Source organism: Blautia sp. HCP3S3_G3 (assembly GCF_052063365.1).
In the GTDB taxonomy this organism is placed as follows: domain Bacteria; phylum Bacillota; class Clostridia; order Lachnospirales; family Lachnospiraceae; genus Blautia_A.
Window position 1 is genome coordinate 175653 of sequence record NZ_JBQHXR010000002.1, and the last position, 18600, is coordinate 194252.

General features: G+C 45.2%; 17 protein-coding genes. 5 read left to right on the plus strand and 12 right to left on the minus strand.

What is annotated here, in order from left to right:
• Nucleotides 1–129: 129 nt before the first annotated feature.
• The 4 genes from ACTNEW_RS04540 (at nucleotide 130) to ACTNEW_RS04555 (ending at nucleotide 3724) form a co-directional block, all read left to right on the plus strand.
• A complete protein-coding gene (locus tag ACTNEW_RS04540; protein WP_441058435.1) occupies nucleotides 130–897 on the plus strand; it encodes an ABC transporter ATP-binding protein in 768 nt (255 codons plus the stop codon).
• Entirely contained in the window at nucleotides 890–1687 is a 798-nt protein-coding gene (locus ACTNEW_RS04545) for an ABC transporter permease (protein WP_441058437.1), read from the plus strand. Before ACTNEW_RS04540 ends, ACTNEW_RS04545 begins: the two co-directional genes overlap by 8 nt.
• Nucleotides 1688–1897: 210 nt before the next feature.
• Complete coding sequence (locus ACTNEW_RS04550; protein ID WP_441058439.1) at nucleotides 1898–2986, plus strand: sugar kinase; 1089 nt, start codon at nucleotides 1898–1900, stop codon at nucleotides 2984–2986.
• A 219-nt stretch (nucleotides 2987–3205) separates the two neighbouring features.
• Complete coding sequence (locus tag ACTNEW_RS04555; RefSeq protein ID WP_441058441.1) at nucleotides 3206–3724, plus strand: hypothetical protein; 519 nt, start codon at nucleotides 3206–3208, stop codon at nucleotides 3722–3724.
• A 128-nt stretch (nucleotides 3725–3852) separates the two neighbouring features.
• On the opposite strand, the gene ACTNEW_RS04560 is transcribed toward ACTNEW_RS04555, so the two are convergent.
• From ACTNEW_RS04560 to ACTNEW_RS04585, 6 genes are all read right to left on the minus strand, one after another.
• Nucleotides 3853–5256, minus strand: a complete 1404-nt coding sequence (locus ACTNEW_RS04560; RefSeq protein WP_441058443.1) for an MATE family efflux transporter — start codon at nucleotides 5254–5256, stop codon at nucleotides 3853–3855.
• Nucleotides 5257–5340: 84 nt separating this feature from the next.
• Nucleotides 5341–6153, minus strand: coding sequence for an ATP-dependent sacrificial sulfur transferase LarE (gene larE, locus ACTNEW_RS04565; protein WP_441058445.1), 813 nt, complete (start codon nucleotides 6151–6153; stop codon nucleotides 5341–5343).
• A gap of 126 nt (nucleotides 6154–6279) precedes the next feature.
• Nucleotides 6280–7197, minus strand: a complete 918-nt coding sequence (locus ACTNEW_RS04570; RefSeq protein ID WP_441058448.1) for a SufB/SufD family protein — start codon at nucleotides 7195–7197, stop codon at nucleotides 6280–6282.
• Between the two features lie 11 nt (nucleotides 7198–7208).
• Nucleotides 7209–7955: an ABC transporter ATP-binding protein gene (locus tag ACTNEW_RS04575; protein WP_441058450.1), complete on the minus strand. Its 747-nt coding sequence runs from the start codon at nucleotides 7953–7955 to the stop codon at nucleotides 7209–7211.
• 93 nt (nucleotides 7956–8048) lie between these two features.
• Nucleotides 8049–9038: an acyltransferase family protein gene (locus ACTNEW_RS04580; RefSeq protein WP_441058452.1), complete on the minus strand. Its 990-nt coding sequence runs from the start codon at nucleotides 9036–9038 to the stop codon at nucleotides 8049–8051.
• 57 nt (nucleotides 9039–9095) lie between these two features.
• Complete coding sequence (locus tag ACTNEW_RS04585; RefSeq protein WP_441058454.1) at nucleotides 9096–9836, minus strand: DUF3825 domain-containing protein; 741 nt, start codon at nucleotides 9834–9836, stop codon at nucleotides 9096–9098.
• Between the two features lie 1044 nt (nucleotides 9837–10880).
• On the opposite strand from ACTNEW_RS04585, the gene ACTNEW_RS04590 reads away from it, so the two are divergent.
• Nucleotides 10881–11756 (plus strand): homocysteine S-methyltransferase family protein, encoded by an 876-nt coding sequence (locus ACTNEW_RS04590; protein WP_441058456.1) that lies wholly within the window; start codon nucleotides 10881–10883, stop codon nucleotides 11754–11756.
• An 89-nt stretch (nucleotides 11757–11845) separates the two neighbouring features.
• Here ACTNEW_RS04590 and ACTNEW_RS04595 read toward each other — a convergent pair whose 3' ends face one another.
• The 6 genes from ACTNEW_RS04595 to ACTNEW_RS04620 form a co-directional block, all read right to left on the minus strand.
• A complete protein-coding gene (locus ACTNEW_RS04595) occupies nucleotides 11846–12979 on the minus strand; it encodes a DUF362 domain-containing protein (RefSeq protein ID WP_441058458.1) in 1134 nt (377 codons plus the stop codon).
• Nucleotides 12980–12987: 8 nt separating this feature from the next.
• On the minus strand, nucleotides 12988–14607 hold the full coding sequence (gene ptsP, locus ACTNEW_RS04600) for a phosphoenolpyruvate--protein phosphotransferase (RefSeq protein ID WP_441058460.1): 1620 nt from the start codon (nucleotides 14605–14607) through the stop codon (nucleotides 12988–12990).
• A gap of 26 nt (nucleotides 14608–14633) precedes the next feature.
• Nucleotides 14634–15662, minus strand: a complete 1029-nt coding sequence (locus ACTNEW_RS04605; RefSeq protein WP_441058462.1) for an ABC transporter substrate-binding protein — start codon at nucleotides 15660–15662, stop codon at nucleotides 14634–14636.
• A gap of 141 nt (nucleotides 15663–15803) precedes the next feature.
• Nucleotides 15804–16592 carry an ABC transporter permease gene (locus ACTNEW_RS04610; RefSeq protein ID WP_441058709.1) on the minus strand — a complete coding sequence of 263 codons (789 nt, stop codon included), beginning with the start codon at nucleotides 16590–16592 and terminating at the stop codon, nucleotides 15804–15806.
• Between the two features lie 11 nt (nucleotides 16593–16603).
• Nucleotides 16604–17458 (minus strand): ABC transporter permease, encoded by an 855-nt coding sequence (locus tag ACTNEW_RS04615; RefSeq protein WP_441058464.1) that lies wholly within the window; start codon nucleotides 17456–17458, stop codon nucleotides 16604–16606.
• Nucleotides 17451–18599 carry an ABC transporter ATP-binding protein gene (locus ACTNEW_RS04620; RefSeq protein ID WP_441058466.1) on the minus strand — a complete coding sequence of 383 codons (1149 nt, stop codon included), beginning with the start codon at nucleotides 18597–18599 and terminating at the stop codon, nucleotides 17451–17453. Before ACTNEW_RS04620 ends, ACTNEW_RS04615 begins: the two co-directional genes overlap by 8 nt.
• Between the last annotated feature and the right edge of the window lies 1 nt (nucleotide 18600).

Consider the following 18600-nt stretch of genomic DNA (forward strand, 5'->3'; position numbering starts at 1 on the left):
TATTCCCGGTTAACAAAAACGTCTGCCAGTGCAGACATCCTGTATCCTATTACTGCATAAGTCCCATTTATTATATCATAACCCTTTCCAAAAGCATATGATAAAATATACAAAAATGGAGGTTACACAATGAAGCCACTGTTGGAAGTCAGAGATCTTTCTCTTTCTTATCACACACTTCAGGGAGAAACAACCGCCCTTTCCCATATATCGTTTTCGCTGATGCCCGGTGAATTTCTGGCGATCGTCGGTCCTTCCGGCTGCGGCAAATCCACTCTTCTGAATGTCATCTGCGGACTTCTTCCCGCAGAACAGGGCGTCATCCTCATGGACGGCAGCCCCATCCGGACGCAGACCTCACGCATCGGCTACATGCTTCAGAAAGATCATCTGCTGGAATGGCGCAGTATCTATAAAAATGTCATTCTCGGACTGGAGATCCGGGGTAAAATCACTCCCGAAAAAAAGGCTCTCGCCAACGAAATGCTAAAAACCTATAGATTGGACAAATTTGCAGATGCCCGTCCCTCCCAGTTATCCGGCGGTATGCGGCAGCGTGCCGCACTCATCCGCACACTGGTCCTGAAACCGGATCTCCTGCTTCTTGATGAACCTTTTTCCGCACTTGATTATCAGACACGCCTGAATGTCAGTGATGACATTGGAAAAATCCTCAAAAAAGAACATAAACCGGCAATTCTGGTCACCCATGATATTTCCGAAGCGATCAGCATGGCAGACCGGATCATCATCCTGTCCGCCCGTCCTGCCACTGTCCGGAAAATCATTCCCATTGACCTTGGACTAAAAGAAAGAACGCCGCTCATCTCCAGAAATGCCCCTGCATTTAAATCCTATTTCAATTTAATCTGGAAGGAGCTGAATCAGAATGCATGAACTTTCCTCTGCACAAAAAAAATATCTCCTGCAGCAAAAACGTGAAAAGCAGTTCATCGCAGTCATGCGTGTCCTGCTTTTTCTCAGTTTTCTCCTGTTGTGGGAAATTTCCGCTCGGTTCGGATGGATCGACTCGTTTATTTTCAGCAGTCCTTCCCTCATTGGCAGAACCTTTCTCCAGATGTGCATAGACCAGTCTCTGTTCACCCATATCGGGATCACCGTAAAAGAAACGCTTCTCAGTTTCCTTTTTGTCGTCCTGCTCGGAATTGGAACTGCCATTCTTCTGTGGGCATGTCCGAAACTTTCCGCTGTCCTGGAGCCTTATCTGGTCGTCCTGAACAGCCTTCCCAAATCCGCACTCGCTCCTCTGCTGATCGTGTGGCTGGGAGCGAATCAGAAAACCATCATCGTCGCAGGGATGTCTGTGGCGATCTTCGGATCCATCATCAGCCTTTATACCGGTTTCAAGGAAGTGGGGCCGGAAAAAGGCAAACTGATTGCCACCTTAGGCGGAACCAAAAAAGATGAACTTCTGAAAGTGGTCCTCCCTTCTTCCGTTCCACTGATCTTAAGTACCATGAAAGTCAATATCGGTCTGTGCCTGGTAGGTGTCATTATCGGAGAATTCATCGGTGCACGTGAGGGACTTGGCTACCTGATCATTTATGGAAGTCAGACTTTTAAACTTACTTGGGTGCTGATGTCCATCGTCATCCTGTGTATCATTGCCATGGTGCTTTACGGCATTCTCGGTTTTATTGAAAAACGATACATCCGGAGAATGTAACAGCCTGTGTTCATCTCCTTCGCTCAATACTGCGGGACGTACAAAATGCGTCCCGTATTTTCTTGGATTCGTTTTGATTGTATCCAAAATGATACATATCTGGCAGATATTTTCTGCATCTCTCTCTTTTTTTTCACAAACTCCTTTGCTATAATAAATCAACAGATGGAGGAATGATACCCGTAAACCCCGCACCAAAAGGAGCCTATCATGGAACACGCTAATCCTTTATTATCAGACAGTTCTGATGCAAAAAAATTTTTTACCATCGGCGAGATCATGCTTCGCCTGACCCCTCCAAACTATGACAAAATCCGCGTTGCCACCACTTTTGAAGCCAGCTATGGCGGAAGTGAGGCCAATATTGCACTGGCACTCGCCAATCTCGGCGTGGACAGCACTTTTTTCAGCGTTGTCCCCAATAACAGTCTCGGAAAAAGTGCCGTGCGCATGCTCCGGAGCAATGATGTACACTGCACACCCATGATTCTCAGTACCCCGCAGGAAACACCCTCTCACCGGCTTGGAACCTACTATCTGGAAGCAGGCTATGGGATCCGCCCGAGCAAAGTTACTTATGACCGCAAACACAGTGCCTTTGCAGAATACGATTTCAGCAAAATCGACCTGGATAAATTGCTGGATGGTTATCACTGGCTGCATTTAAGCGGCATTACGCCTGCATTAAGCCCCAGCTGCAAGAGCCTTATCCTCAACAGTCTCAAAAAAGCCAGAGAAAAAGGCATCACCGTCAGCTTTGACGGCAATTTCCGCAGCACTCTGTGGACATGGGAAGAGGCCCGGGATTTCTGTACGGAATGTCTTCCGTACGTGGACGTTCTTCTTGGCATCGAACCCTATCATCTATGGCGGGACGAAAATGACCACAGCAAAGGAGACTGCAAAGACGGAATTCCTTTCCAGCCAACCTATGAACAGCAGGATGAAATTTTCCATGCGTTTGCCAGACGCTATCCCAACCTGAAATGCATTGCACGACATGTGCGATATGCCCACAGCGGAAGCGAAAACAGCCTCAAAGCCTATATGTGGTATGAAGACCATACTTTTGAAAGCCGGCTTTTCACTTTCAATATTCTGGACCGTGTGGGAGGCGGCGATGCCTTTGCAAGCGGACTGATCTACGCCATGATGCATGATTACCGTCCGATGGATATGGTGAATTTTGCAGTTGCCAGCAGTGCCATCAAACACACGATCCACGGAGACGCCAATATCACAGATGACGAAAAAACAATCCGCAACCTGATGAATATGAATTACGATATCAAACGTTAATCACTCCCTGGAGCGTGTTTGGCAATTCATTCCCAACATCTTCCGGAAAGCAATTTTCAAACACGCTCTGGAACAGACTTTTGTCAGCCAAAAAATTCCGGGTACAAAATTTTGCAAACTTATAGTATAATAGCGTAGACAATATTTTTTGATAAATTCATACCTTTTTATTTCAGCAGACGGATTTCCCCGTCTCACACATACTACAGGAGTGATGATATGAAACACTTGGAAGAACTGAAAATCGGAGCAACTGCTGCTCTTTTCTGTATTGTAATGCTTCTGGTCTACGCTGTTTTCCCCAAAGACGGAGTGGTACAGACCACCAAGGCCCGCATGCCGGAAATTCCATCCGAGGATTCTTCCTATGAGGACGATCCGTACGGATTCCAGATTTATACACAGGAAAGCAATTATGACGACTTCTATGAGGACAGCTCCTCCTATGAGGAAACTTATGATTCTTCCCAGAACACTGATACTTCCGATATCCCGCAGGATACCGGTGAGGATTCTTCAGGAAATACCGATGATTCCTACACAGACTGGGAACAGCCCTCTGACGATTCTTACATCGACGATACCGGCAGCGGTGATTCTTATGTAGAAGAACCAGTCGATGATTCCTATGATGATACGTATCCGGATGACACTTACAGCGAAGATACCTATCAGGATGAAACCTATCAGGACGGAATTTCCTGGAATGAGACGGAAGAAACCTATCAATTTGAATAACCCGAATGAAACTAAAAAAGCAGCCTGTTTCGGAAACCTTTCCGTCTCAGGCTGCTTTTATTTTTGCGGTAATATGAAAAAAATAACGAATCTTTCCTGTTTTCATTTTTTGAAAATTAACAAAAGATCTACTTCTGCGATTCTGCCACAATATTCTGCAGCCAGACACCTTTTTTTACCAGAATAAATCCAATCAGACATTTGATCCAGTCACCGATCTGAACCATTGCCAAAATATAGACCACATACATGCCTGTATATCGGCTCAGAATATAAGCAATCGGCACGCTCACGCACCAGACGAACACACTGTCAAAGAAGAAGGTCACAATCGTCTTCCCTCCGGAACGCAGGGTAAAATACGCCGCATGCAGAAAGGCGTTCTGCGGCATAAAAATCGCCTGTACCATGATAAATCTCCCGGCAAGGATTCTTGCCTCTTCTGTGGTATTGTAAATTCTTGGAAACAGCGGAGAAATCAGAAGCATCAACGCTGCCATCAGTATACAGCAGAATACCGAAAACGCAATCATCTTATTATCGGTATCCCGTGCTTCCTTCATTTTGCCTGCACCAAGGAGCTGCCCTACAATGATTGCAACCGAATCTCCCAGAGCAATGAATACCACATTAAACACATTATTCAGTGTATTGGCAATATTCAATCCAGCCACCACACTCAGCCCTCGGATTGAATAACACTGAGTCAGTACAGCCATGGCAGATGCCCACAACGCTTCATTAAAGAGAAGCGGTGACCCTTTGATGATAAATTTCTTCACCAGAAACAGCGGGACTCTAAGAGTTTTGTAAATGCCAATAATGTAACTGTTCTTTTCTTTATGTGTATGCGTCCAGACGACCACGATCGCCACTTCCACATATCTGGAGATTACAGTTGCAAGAGCTGCTCCCACAACACCAAGAGCCGGAAGTCCGAATTTTCCGTAAATCAGCAGATAGTTCAGCACCAAGTTCACAAACACCGCCGTAACTCCGGCCTTCATGGGAACCACTGTCTCTCCGCACTCCCTCAGTGTACTTGCATAAACCTGTACCAGCATAAAAGGCGGAAGGCCGAATAACATCACCCAGAGATATTCTTTGCCATAATGAAGTGTTGCCGCCAGATCTCCGCCGTCACTGTTTCCGCTCAGGTAATACTGGATCAGCGTGTCTCCGGCTCCCAGAAACAGCACAACAGCCGCAACAGTCAGAAGAACTGCCATCCAGATTTTGTACCGGAACGTATGACGGATTCCTTCATCGTCCTGCTGTCCGAAATATTGTGCAGTAAAAATCCCTGCCCCGGCAAGTCCTCCGAAAATACAGAGGTTGTACACAAAAATCAGCTGATTGACTATGGCAACACCGGACATCTGTTCCGTTCCGATCTGTCCCACCATAATATTGTCCAGCATGCTGACAAAGTTGGTGATGCCGTTCTGGACCATGATCGGTACTGCAATCGCGAGTACCATCGCATAAAATTTCCTGTCTCCTACAAATTTTTTCTTAAAAGTTTTCAGCATAAAAAATCCCCTCATCCTTATGTATATACAACGTAGCCATACATGTATATCACAAAGATGGGGGAATTTCAAGGTGGAATTTCGTTATTTTATATAAATATCCATACTGCCGCTGCGGAATCCTTCCAGATCCAGAGTTACATAGGAAAAACCGATATTTTTCAGCGTGGAAATGATTTCGTCTCTCTGTTCCATCACCTTCCCGAACTGTTCCTGATCCACTTCCAGACGCAGGATATCCCCGTGTACACGTACACGGACATTCCGGAAACCTTTCTCCCGAAGGAATATTTCCGCACGGTCGATTCGTTCCAGAAGAGCCAGGTCAATTTCTGCTCCGTAAGGAAGACGTGTGGCAAGACAAGGGGCTGACGGACGGTCTGCAACAGGAATTCCGTATTCTGCTGCCAGTTCCCGCACTTCTGCCTTCGTCACACCACATTCCGCCAGAGGGCTTCGGATTCCCAGTTCCCGGACAGCTGCCAGCCCGGGACGATACACATGAAGGTCATCCTCATTGCTCCCTTCCAGAAGCGTATGCACTCCATGCTCTGCTGCGTGAGCCAGCATTTTTGAATAGAGCTCTTTTTTGCACAGATAACAGCGGTTTACCGGATTAAATCGAATCTCCGGTACTGCCAGCTCATCCATGGATAACACTTCGTGGATCGCCGGCGTACGCGAAAGAACTTCTCGGGCAATCTCCAGATCTGCCTTGGGATGCAGCACCGTATCCAGTGTAACCGCGTATACGTTTGTATGAAATTTCTCCGCTGCCTCACATGCCAGAACCAGAAGCAGGCTGGAATCCACGCCGCCGGAAAAAGCCACGCAGACATCCTGACGGCAGTACTCTTCCATTCTCTCTTTCAGATGCTTTTTTCTGCTCTCCTCCATTCGTTCCTGCTCCTCCATTCTTCTTTCGTTCAGGTTTTCTTTTTCAGGAATTCGTTGTTATTTCATGGCTTTTCTTACAATTCTTTCAAGAATCCATTTACATTTATCTCAGAACTCTGGACACATCTATTTCAGAAATCCGCTTACGATCTGCTCTTCTGCCTCCGCTTCTGTCAGGCCCAGAGTCATCAGCTTGATGATCTGCTCACCGGCAATTTTACCGATTGCCGCTTCATGAATGAGCGCTGCATCCACATGATTGGCAGAAAGCTCCGGCACTGCACTGATTTTGGCATTATCCATAATGATCGCATCACATTCCGTATGTCCATTGCAGCGGTTATTTCCATGAATATGGGAAGTAAACAGCTGATACGAATCATCCCTCGCAACAGAACGAGAAACAACATTCGCTGCGGAATCTTCCCCGTCCAGCTGTACATCAAAGTAACTCTCTGCATGCTGAACACCATGCGTCATCAGTCTCTCCATAACCACCAGTTTGGCACCGGCTTCCAGATGTGCTTTGTTTTCTCTCTTTGTGGAATCCACACCCTTGATCTGGGCAGTATCCATTTCCATGAAACTGTCCTCTCCCAGATGAATCTCCGTCACCGGGTTCATGATGCGCTCCCCTTTGCCATCTCCGCTTCCATAATGCTTCTCCACATATTTCACATGGGCATTTTTGCCGATAAAGAAACGATGAATTCCGTCATGACGGCTGGCTGCATCGCCCCCATTGTGGATACCGCATCCGGCAATGATGGTCACATCTGCATCATCTCCCACATAAAAATCATTATATACTACTTCCTGAAGACCGGACTGGCTCATAATGACCGGAATGTGTACACTTTCATGACGGGTTCCCGGTTTGATATGAATTTCAATACCGGAAGTATCTGCTTTCGGGATAATCTCAATATTGGCTGTGCTGTTGCGCTCAATGCTCGCGCCATCGGCACGGATATTATATGCTCCTGTTGGAATTTCATGCAGTCCGGAAACTGCCTCCAGTAATTCTCTCTGAATTGCGTCCATCTCTCTGCCTCCTATTCTCTGATCTTCACTTTATTGCAGGCACCTGCTGCATCTGCCGTTCCCAGAAGCTGCGGAAGAATTTCATCTTTGGAACCTTTTTTCTTCAGCTCTCCATCTGCGATCAGCAGAATCTCGTCCGCAATATTCAAAATACGCTCCTGATGGGAAATGATCAGAATGGAGCCATGAAGCTGGTCATGCATTTCCTCAAATACCTGGATCAGATTCTGGAAACTCCACAGATCGATACCGGCCTCCGGTTCATCAAAAACGGACACTCTTGTCTTTCTGGCCATAATCGTAGCGATTTCGATGCGCTTGATCTCGCCGCCGGAAAGACTGGCATTCACTTCACGCTTAATATAATCCTTTGCACAAAGACCTACCTTGGAAAGATATTCACAGGCTCCGGCAATGGAAATTTCCTTTCCTGCTGCCAGACGGATCAGATCAAAGACTGTCACACCCTTAAAACGTACCGGCTGCTGAAAAGCATAGCTGATACCCAGTTTGGCCCTGTCTGTAATACTCATATCCGTGATATCCTGTCCATCCCACAGAATCTGACCGGATGTGGGTTTCTCTATTCCTGCAATGATTTTGGCAAGAGTCGATTTACCACCTCCGTTCGGTCCGGTAATAACTACAAATTTGTTATCTTCCAATGTAAAGCTTACATCTTTCAGAATCCCGATTTCTCTGGTATTTCTGGATTTTTCATCGGGCACCTGAAAACAGATGTTGCGTAATTCTAACATATTTTCTCCTCCGTCTCTGTTGTTTCTGTGCAGCTCACTCTGATCTGCTTTCTCCAGGGGCTGATTCAGGCTGCATTTTACCGCTAACGCATATCATATCACATTTTTCCAAAAATGAACAGCAAACCTGACAGATTCCGCCAGAATTGTTGTGAAAATGCATACCAGTACCGGTGCACTCCAGACAAACCAGAATTCTCCGGTTACTCCCATAACGCCCACCGTGTCTTTCCACGCCTCCCATACAGCAGGATGAAGCAGATAAATAAGAAATGCATCATTTCTGCCTGTCTCCGTCAGCCATCCCGGCAACATTATGTCCTGACTTAATACGCACCAGATGAACAGACAGCATACAGAGATCACAGTGCCAATAAATAGTTCCTGCTTTCCCACTCTGAAATATTCCATTATCGTTAAAAAAAACCCACATATCACTCCCAGATACAGCACTTTCCTGTTCATATGTTTTCTGATAACGTTTTCCCGGCAATGAATCCAATATCCCAGCATAAAAAAAGGCAGTCCGGTAAAAATCCAATTACGGTAATACATAGCCCTGAATGCAGTTCCTCTCAAAGCAGCACCTTCTCCAAGATAAAAATTTCCAGCAAGAAGTACCGGAATCAATATCCCAGCTGCAGCATGCAGATGAAAGTGTTCCACCGTCCAGAAAATCAGATAACAGTAAAGCAATGCCACCAGAAACCAGAGATGATACTTCACCGGTGAAGTGGAATTATACAGAATAAATTCCCTGATATATTGCTTCTGAACAAGATCTCCCACCCATTGAATTGCGTCTTCTCCTTTTGACATGCGATACAGGAATCCCCATACGATATAAAAGATCAGTGAAAAAACAGTAAGTTTCAAAATATGCCGAATCTTTGCAGGCATTTTCTGATTTATATTCCCTTTATTGCTGTAACAAAAATATCCTGATACCAAAAAGAAAAAAGGTACTGCAAAACGCATTAGTATATTGATCATATCTCCTGAAATACCCGGATAATGAACATGAAGAAATATCACAGCATATGCAGCTATGATTTTTGCTGCATCCAAAACATGATTTCTCATAAAATTCCCCGCTTTCGCAGGCAGTATAACAAAGCGCCTGTACAGTGTCAAGATAAATCATGGTTTCAGCCAGCTCCCGTCCAGGCGCGCGATCAGTCTTGCATTATGATATGCCATCCGAAGGGTCAGGCATGTTCTTCCCAGATATCGTGATCCATCCGCAGTTTTCACACATGCCAGAGCAAGATCCGGTTTGCCGGGACTCTGCAGACAAATAGGAATTAAAAGCTGGATCGAATGATTGTAATACTGAGGAATGGCATTTTTATAATCCGCCTCCAGCATCCTTCTTGTCTGACGCAGCGCACCGTCAAAAAGCTGCACCTTCATACTGCTGTTGCGGACATTCTCCGGAAGGCGCTGGGCATTTTCCTCTTCCCCGAAAATATGCTCATACTGAGGAACGATCTCCAGTCTTGTATCAAACACCAGATCCGATGGATTTGTAACAAATTCCGCCTTTTCCGGCAGATCTGCAATTCCTGATTTCAAAAGATGATATTCCGTATAAAAGCCATCCAGGAACCACTCCTGCCTGTCCGGAACCAGATTCGGAACAAAATATGCAAAAACCGGCTGATAATAATGATTGAAAAGTCCCGTATTAAATATGGCATAATCCTTATGGAATAAAATCTTGCCTTCTTCATATACCCGCTTGAATGTATATTCCAGATATCCTTTGAGAATCCCATTATCATTGGAATCTCCAAAACTCCATTTCTCCGGAACGATTCTGGAGAGATTCTGTATCTGCCTGTTATAATTTCCGCAATACGTAAAATCAAATAAATTCATAAAAGCCTCCCGCCGATTGATTCATTTATTATCCTTCGTATGCTGTATTCCCTTTACCGGTCATTTATACTATTGTATTTAGGAATTTTCCCGGCAGAACTGCCGGATTCAGATAAAGATGAAATTTACAGATAATTTTATGACTGAAAATAAAAATGGATTTTGTGAAAAGAAAAACCGCTCTGCAGACAGCAGCTGAAACCATACTGCAAAACGATCTTCCGATATTTCTTTTTATTTGGATGCTTTTATCTTACCATCTCCCTGATTTATTGACAAGAAGAATCTTTCGACAAATCATCCTTCATTTCTATTCATGACCGTTCTCAGAACCTGTTAACCGAATAGGGTTTTGACATCAGCCCCTTTGATTACTTACTTCTTCGCTAATCATGTTCCTCTGAATCTTCGCACGCTCATGTGCAGCTTTGGATGTCGTTATTCATAACTTTATCCACTCCAAATCACCTAGAAATCTTCCCTGTATAATTCCGAATATTGATTCCTATAACATAAAGGAGTGATGCCTTCAAAAATTTGACCGTCTTTAATACTATATGTCCATGTAAAAAACCGCCATATCAACCCATGGCGGTTTTTTCCTTCTCTTTCTTATTCCGACTCATTTTCCCTTTTTCCGAAAAAGTCAATAAGTGACACCAATTATACCATCGAACTGTACATTATTCTCTTCTATACCTGTATAACCCATAGAAATATTCTCAAATTATACTATCCCTCTTCCCCTGCAGCATGCTATAATATAAAAGTTGGACTGTACCGATATTTTTATAGTATGCAGTCAAAAAATTGATAAAGTTATCTGGTACATCGTTTCGTAAATAACTATACCAATAACGCAGAATATTTCTTCGAGTGTGCATGGCAAAAAACGCAGGCGTAGCGGGCTACGCTGAGGCTTTTTATCATGCGCAATCGGAGAAATAGGCAAGTTATTTGGTGTAGTTATTTCGAAAACGATGTACTAGTTTAGCCGCTTCTAAACTGATACACAAGTATCGCTGAAAATAAAGGAGGAAACTCATGACAAAAGAAGAATTTCAACGACTTACACAGAATACTGTTCTCCTGGACGGAGCGACAGGTTCCTACCTGATGGCGCATGGAATGCCCCGGGGAATCTGTACGGAACTCTGGATCATGGAACATAAAGAAATCCTGCAGGAGCTGCAGAAAGCTTATATTGATGCAGGTACCCGCATCGTTTATGCACCGACCTTCAGCGCCAGTCGCCTGACACTCAGACAGCGGGGACTGGAAGAAAAACTGGAAGAACTTAATCGGACTCTCGTTGCCTATACCCGGGAAGCTGTCGGACATCGTGCCTATGTTGCCGGTGACATCACCACAACCGGACAGATTCTCACAGATAACGGGGAATATACTTATGAAATGGCGTTTGACAATTATTGCGAACAGATCCGTTTCCTTGAGAATGCAGGAGTGGACTGCCTTGTTGCAGAAACCATGATCAATATTGAAGAAACTCTCGCAGCTGTCGATGCAGCGCATTCTGTCTGCTCACTCCCTATCATGTGCTCAATGACGGTAGAAGCAGACGGCAGCATTTTCAGCGGAGGCAATGCCATAGAAGCAGCACTTGCACTGGAGAGTGCCGGAGCCAGTGCCGTAGGACTCAACTGTTCTGTTGGTCCGGATCAGCTTGTTTCGGTAGTACGCAATATCTGCGAAAATGTTTCCATCCCTGTAATTGCCAAACCCAACGCAGGCATGCCGTTTATTGATGATCAGGGCAATGCCATTTATTCCATGCAGCCGGAGGATTTCGCCCGTCATATGAAAGTTCTTGTTGAGAGCGGAGCTACACTGATCGGCGGATGCTGCGGTACTACTCCGGAATATATTCGTAAAACTGCAGAAATCCTCAACCTTTTATAAAAATTCTGTGCTTTATTTTATCCCTGTAATGTAATAAAAACAACTCCCGCGGAAACCTCACTCTGCGGGAGTTGTTTTTATGAATACCTCTACTTCACTTTAATGGCCTTTTTCGGACACATCTCCTGACAGCAGAAGCATCGGATACATTTTTTATAATCATAGACCGGCGGCTGATTTTTTCCGTTTTTAAAATCCACTGCTTTTCCCAGAACAGGACAGCTGTTTACACAGACACCGCAGCGGATACACAGGTCTTTTTCGATGTACGGCTTCTTCTGAAAAATATTCAGCGCCTTTGCCATTTTTTCCCAGATTCCATGACGTACCGGTCTTCTGTCCACATGGAAAGACGGATTGCCGTATCGCTTCACTGCTTCTTCCAGAGTAATTCTGCCATCTGGAGTGTACAGTTCCAGATCTTCCTCTCTCCACACACCAAGTCCCATTTTTTCACCATGATAATTCGTGGGCACCATCTGCGGTTTCAAATGCACCAGGGAACAGAATACGCTGTCCAGCGCCACCGGATCTGTGGACATCAGCATCATATTCATCGGAACAGGATCCCCGGAACCCGGTCCGTTTCCTTCCATTGCCATGATTCCGTCCATAATATAAAGACGCGGCTTCACATATTTATTCAGATCCACCAGCATTCGCGCAAAACTGTCTGCACTTGGATATCGGGTGTGTCCCATGGCTTTGTTCATGCCAAAGATAAATCCGTAACTGTTTTTTACCGCACCGGTGATTCGTTCCAGAGCATGCGTTTTCATTTTTGACAGAGAAATCACACAATCCGATTCCAGAAGTTCCCTGGGAATGATGAATTCTTTTGCCTGAATTCCTTCCGGATAATCCACATGTACCCCTTCTGTAAAATCAACGGCAGGAATTCCAAGCTTCTCAAGAGCCGTATCCATCCCTGTTCCACGGATTACTTTTACCGTATTTCCCGTTCCGCAGGAATCCGCAAGTATCACATTCTGATAGCCTTCTTCCCGCAGAATCCGTCCAAAAGCAGCTACTACCGCCGGATGCGTAATGACGGCTTTCTCCACTTCTGCTTTTTTCAGCAGATTCGGTTTCAGAAGAATTTTCTCTTCTTCAGATAACATTGTTTTCAGGCCGCCCAGAAGAGCCAGACCTTTTTTTAAGTTCTCATAAACAAGATCTTCCCTGTACGAATCACAGGGAAGAAGAATTACTTTACTCTTCATTGATTCACCTATTTCCGAAGATCCGTATTTCTGATTGCCTTGCGCACCGGAAGAATACATGCCGGAACAACAGACAGAGCATCCACACCCATTCGCAGGAAAGTTTCTGTCAGAGCAGTATCCGCTGCCAGCTCTCCGCAGATACACACCTTACAGTTCTCTTTATGCCCTTCCTCCACAACCATCTGAACCATTCGCATAATTGCCGGATGATGATCATTATATTTATTCCTCAAAAGAGGATTCTGGCGGTCCATCGCAAGAGTATACTGTGTCAGATCGTTGGTTCCAAGACTTAAAAAATCCACACGCTTCGCCAGTTCCCGGCTGATCATCACAGCAGCCGGAGTCTCGATCATGATTCCTGTCATAATCTCTTTAAAGGGAACTCCCTTTTGCTTCAGGCCCTCTTTTACCTCATCGATGATCTTTTCAATCTCATCCAGTTCCTCCTCAGAACTGAGCATGGGATACATGACAGCCAGATTTCCAAACGCACTGGCACGATAAATTGCGCGAAGCTGTGCCTTGAACATTTTTCTGCGGTCCAGACACAGACGGATTCCTCTGTTTCCCATAATCGGATTAATTTCATCCGGGATATCCATATAATCTGCTTTTTTATCTGCACCAAGATCTGCAGTCCGAATCACAACCAGCCTGTCTCCCATGGTTTCCGCAATTTTCTTGTAGGCAAGAAACAGTTCATTTTCCCTTGGGTAATTTTCCCTGCCAAGATACTGGAATTCACTTCTCAGAAGCCCGATTCCCTCTGCTCCGTAAAACAGCACATTATTCAGATCGTCCAGACTCCCTGTATTTGCATAAAGCTTCACCTGTCTGCCATCCAGGGTCTCATCTTTGGCCTCTCTCAGAGCCAGCAGTTCCTCCCGCTCCTTCAGATCCTCTTTCTGACGGATTTCATATTCTTTTTTCAGTTCTTCATCCGGATGCACATACAGTGTCCCTGTATATCCGTCTACAATTGCCTGCGCTCCATCCCAGTCTTCTCCCGGTTCAATGTCTACCAGTGCCGGGATTCCCATTGTTTTTGCCATAATGGCAGTATGGGAATCGCTGGAACCCTGGTATGTCACAATGGCAAGTAATTTCTCCTTGCCCATTTCCATCATCTCAGTAGGAAGAATGGATTCTGATGCCACGATCACAGGCTCATCACCAAGATCGATTTTCACTGAATCCCCGCCAAGCACCTCAATCAGGCGGTTGGAAATCTCCCGGATGTTATTGATGCGTTCCCGGATAAGCGGATCTTCCAGATTGCGAAATGTATTGGTAAGCTCATCTCTGGTCGTCATAACCGCATAAGACGCATTGACCTTCTCAGATACGATCATACTTTCCACTGCTCTCTGAAAACTTCCCGGATTCAGAAGCTTCGACTGGTTCAGAAACGTCCTCGCCTCCGCCTCCTGAATCCCCTGATACTGCTCATAAAGGGCCTCAAGCTGCTCCTTCACCCGGATCCGTGCAGAACTGAAGTCATCCAGTTCTTTTTTTACATTGCTGACCAGATACTGACGGATCTGATACTCTGCTCTCTGATAAATCAGCAGTCTGCCGATCGCAATTCCCGGAAAGGTAGCCGTCCCCTTGTAGATTTCCATCTCCTCATCCCCCTGTTACTTTACTCTTAATCGCAGGCAGCTCTGAATTCTGTCCAGTTTTTATTGTACTGTTCTTCTGCTTCCTGACTTACATTCTGCACAATTTCACCGCTGGAAACAGAATCCGGAACAACCAGCTTCGGATCCACCAGTTCATCTGCAGCTTTATTGGTGCAGTAATATCCCATATAATCAAAACACTGTGCGGCAATTTCCGGCTGCAGAATATAATCCACAAACTGATATGCGGCATCTTTATTCGGCGCATCACTGGCAATAAACATTCCCATAATTCCGAATCCAAGGCCTTCTTCCGGATATACTACCTGAAGATCAGGATTCTCTGCAAGTGCTGCCATCACCTGAGAAGTATAAAGAAATGCCACGCTTGCTTCACCGCTTAACAGTGCATTCTGTGTATTGTCATCCTGAATCAGGCGCACATTCGGTGCCAGCTCCAGAAGTTTCTCTCCTGTTTCTTTAATAGAATCCACATCTTCCTCATTCATGCTCTTGCCAAGGGTCAGATTGGTAATCCCATTGATCACACGATAATTTGCAGTCAGAGCAATGCTGTCTTCCAACTCCGGATTCCAGAGATCACTGTAGCCCTTGATCTCAATATCCACCATCTCCGGATCATAAACGATCAGCGGAATTCCCGCGCCATACGGCACAGTATATTCATCATCCGGATCATAAAACTGTCCCTGATAAAGCGGATTGATATTGTCATATCCGGTAAGTTTCTCTTTGTCCAGTTTTTCTGCAAGACCTTCCTGAACTACGGCCTCAATAATATAATCGTCTGCGATAATCACATCATAATCGCCGCCTTTTGCCATGGAAAGTTTTTCCAGCATCGTCTCGTCCGTATCAAAATTGGAATAAATCAGTTTAATCCCTGTTTCTTCCTGAAATCCGTCAAGAACCTCCTGCGGGAACATTCCTTCCCAGGTATACAGCACCATTTCCTGATCATCTGCCAGAACCGGCACTGTCATGGAAGAGGCTGCCAAAGCTGCACATAACACACCTGTTGCGATTTTTTTCATAATAGTATCCTCCATTCTAAATTCCCTATTGCCGCAAATACGGCAGATACGAATCTCATTAAAAGTATATCTCACTTCTTCTGTCTTGAAAAGAAAAAGTTCTTTTTTCCAGAATTTTTATAAGTTCTTTTTTCCGGAATTCTATTCCATTCTGTTTTTCTTTCCGATTCTGCGAACCAGAAAATACAGTACAAGCGCAATCAGAGTCACTCCCAGCATGATCGTACAGAGTGCATTGATTTCCGGGGTTACTCCTGTTTTCAGCTGCGTATATACTTTAATCGGCAGTGTAGAGACCTTTGGTCCGTTAATAAAAATACTGATGACCACATCGTCCATGGACATGGCAAAAGCCAGCAATGATCCGGAAAGCACCGCCGGCATGATCAGCGGCAGTGTAATATCCTGAAAAGCCCGGAACGGACTGGCTCCCAGATCCCGGGCAGCCTCCTCCAGTGCGGGGTCCATACCTGCCAGCCGCGCTTTTACCTCCATCAGAATATACGGAACACAAAATATCGTATGACCGATCAGAAGGGTCAGCATGCCAAAAGGCAGATTCAGCATATAGAAAAATGCCATAAGAACCATACCCAGAATAATTTCCGGTGTCATCAGAGGGAGAATCGAAATGTATTCCATCACACCCTTTGTTTTCCAGTGGATCCTGGAAAGCCCTACTGCTCCAAGCGTACCGATCACTGCAGAGATCAGACAGCTTAAGACACCAAGGATCAGACTGTTGCACAAAGCCTCCAGCATGGCACTATTATGGAACAGCTTTTCATACCACTGCGTGGAAAAACCGGTAAAACGCACCGGCAATTTTGATTCATTAAAAGAAAACACAACAACCACACCAATGGGAAGATACATCAAAAAGAAAATCAGCCCAAGATAAAAACCGGCAAACTTTGAATTTTTTTTCATTCTGTTTTCATTCATCCGATTCCCTCCACTTCCTTCACATGACTGATTCTGCGGTACATCACAATCATGATTGTCGTAAGCACCATCATAACTACTGCCATAGCGGCTGCAAAAGGCCAGTTTCCTGCTCTTGTCATCTGTTCCTGGATCAGACTTCCCACAAGAACGATTTTATTGCCTCCCAGAATATCCGCAATAAAGAACAGCCCCATAGACGGAATAAACGTCAGAATGATACCGGATAACAATCCCGGAACCGTCAGTTTGAAAGTCACCGTCCAGAAAGCCTTTGTTCGGGATGCCCCCAGATCTCTGGCTGCTTCAACCAGAGACCAGTCCATTTTCTCCGCACTGGAATATACAGACAGAATCATAAACGGCAGCAGCGCATATACCATGCCAAAAACAATGGCCGGATAACTGTAAAGAAAAGAAATCGGCTTCTCGATCAGTCCCAGAGACTGCAGAATATGATTCAGAATTCCTTTTTTCTGGAGAATAATAATCCATCCATACAAACGGATCAGGGAATTCACCCAGAAAGGAAGCATCAGAAACAGCATTGCTTTTTTTCTGCGGCTTTCCGGCATTCTCGCCATAAAATAACCAAATGGATACCCCACCAGACAGATAATCGCGGTACTGGTCACTGCCAGACGGAACGACTGCAGAAATGTATCCAGATATACCGGTTCCAGTATTTTCCGGTAATTATCCAGGGTAAAGATCCAGTTCACTCCGTGAACTTCATTTGCTTCCGCAAAGCTTAACGCAATCATATAGATCAAGGGTCCTGCCACAAAGATCAGCGTAAACACATACAGCGGAAGAATCATCCAGAGAGCACCGAATTTTCGCCTACGCATTTGGCACCTCCCCGGATGTCCCGGCATGATCCTTTAAAGAGGATTTCAATTTTTGATTGTTGTTTGTTTCCTCCGGACGATCTACCAGTACTGCATCCTCTGCTGAAAAATTCCAGCAGACCTTCTGTCCCACGCTGACATTTGCATCAATGCCATAACGACTTGCCACGACTTCTGTTCCATCAGAAAGTTCCAGTGTCACGCGCAGCTGCCCGCCTGCAAAGCTTTTTTCATGAACAACCGCTCCAAGTCCCACACTTCCCGTCTCGTCCAGGCGGATATTCTCACTTCTTACCGCAATCGTAACAGGTTCTCCGATGATCAGATTCTCCCCTCCGGTTTCTACCAGGGCGTCTCCGCCGCAAAGCTGCACCGTTGCTTTGGTTCCCTCTGTTTTTTTCACTGTTCCTTCCAGAATATTGGCATTTCCCACAAAAGAAGCCACATAACTGGTCTTCGGATGATTGTAGATCTCATCCGGAGTTCCCACCTGTTCAAATTTTCCATAATTCATCACGGCGATTCTGTCAGACATATTAATCGCCTCTTCCTGATCATGCGTGATATAAATAAAAGTAATTCCCAGTTTCTTCTGCAGACGTTTCAGTTCCACCTGCATCGCTCTTCGAAGCTGCAGATCCAGAGCACCGAGCGGTTCGTCCAGAAGCAGAACCTTCGGATTATTCACCAGAGCCCTTGCTATGGCCACCCTCTGACGCTGCCCGCCGGAAAGTTCTGACGGTCTGCGCTTCTCATATCCGGAAAGCTGTACAAGTTCCAGCATTTCCGATACCTTCTGACGAATTTCACTTTTGGGGACTTTCTTCAATTTCAGTCCATAACCAATATTGTCCTCCACATTCATGTGGGGAAACAGGGCATAATTCTGAAAAACCGTGTTGACATCCCTCTGCTCCGGTTCCAGTGCTGTGACATCCTTCCCCTCCAGAAATACCTGTCCCTCATCCGGTACTTCCAGACCTGCAATAATACGCAGAGTCGTTGTCTTTCCGCAGCCGGAAGCGCCCAGAAGCGTAATAAATTCTCCTTTTGCCACCGACAGACTGATTCCCTTCAATACACCCTTTTCTGCAACGAATCTTTTTTTTATATTTTTTAATTCCAAACAAATCTCTGTCATA

Excerpts from the sequence above, each read along its gene's own strand:
- ACTNEW_RS04550 (WP_441058439.1), top strand. The coding sequence starts at position 1,898 with ATGGAACACGCTAATCCTTTATTATCAGACAGTTCTGATGCAAAAAAA.
- ACTNEW_RS04580 (WP_441058452.1), bottom strand. The coding sequence starts at position 9,038 with ATGAGAAATCATGTTTTGGATGCAGCAAAAATCATAGCTGCATATGCT.
- larE (WP_441058445.1), bottom strand. The coding sequence starts at position 6,153 with ATGGAGGAGAGCAGAAAAAAGCATCTGAAAGAGAGAATGGAAGAGTAC.
- ACTNEW_RS04615 (WP_441058464.1), bottom strand. The coding sequence starts at position 17,458 with ATGCGTAGGCGAAAATTCGGTGCTCTCTGGATGATTCTTCCGCTGTAT.
- ACTNEW_RS04555 (WP_441058441.1), top strand. The coding sequence starts at position 3,206 with ATGAAACACTTGGAAGAACTGAAAATCGGAGCAACTGCTGCTCTTTTC.
- ACTNEW_RS04620 (WP_441058466.1), bottom strand. The coding sequence starts at position 18,599 with ATGACAGAGATTTGTTTGGAATTAAAAAATATAAAAAAAAGATTCGTT.
- ACTNEW_RS04540 (WP_441058435.1), top strand. The coding sequence starts at position 130 with ATGAAGCCACTGTTGGAAGTCAGAGATCTTTCTCTTTCTTATCACACA.
- ACTNEW_RS04590 (WP_441058456.1), top strand. The coding sequence starts at position 10,881 with ATGACAAAAGAAGAATTTCAACGACTTACACAGAATACTGTTCTCCTG.
- ACTNEW_RS04595 (WP_441058458.1), bottom strand. The coding sequence starts at position 12,979 with ATGAAGAGTAAAGTAATTCTTCTTCCCTGTGATTCGTACAGGGAAGAT.
- ACTNEW_RS04570 (WP_441058448.1), bottom strand. The coding sequence starts at position 7,197 with ATGGACGCAATTCAGAGAGAATTACTGGAGGCAGTTTCCGGACTGCAT.
- ACTNEW_RS04560 (WP_441058443.1), bottom strand. The coding sequence starts at position 5,256 with ATGCTGAAAACTTTTAAGAAAAAATTTGTAGGAGACAGGAAATTTTAT.
- ACTNEW_RS04605 (WP_441058462.1), bottom strand. The coding sequence starts at position 15,662 with ATGAAAAAAATCGCAACAGGTGTGTTATGTGCAGCTTTGGCAGCCTCT.
- ACTNEW_RS04585 (WP_441058454.1), bottom strand. The coding sequence starts at position 9,836 with ATGAATTTATTTGATTTTACGTATTGCGGAAATTATAACAGGCAGATA.
- ptsP (WP_441058460.1), bottom strand. The coding sequence starts at position 14,607 with ATGGAAATCTACAAGGGGACGGCTACCTTTCCGGGAATTGCGATCGGC.
- ACTNEW_RS04610 (WP_441058709.1), bottom strand. The coding sequence starts at position 16,592 with ATGAAAAAAAATTCAAAGTTTGCCGGTTTTTATCTTGGGCTGATTTTC.
- ACTNEW_RS04575 (WP_441058450.1), bottom strand. The coding sequence starts at position 7,955 with ATGTTAGAATTACGCAACATCTGTTTTCAGGTGCCCGATGAAAAATCC.
- ACTNEW_RS04545 (WP_441058437.1), top strand. The coding sequence starts at position 890 with ATGCATGAACTTTCCTCTGCACAAAAAAAATATCTCCTGCAGCAAAAA.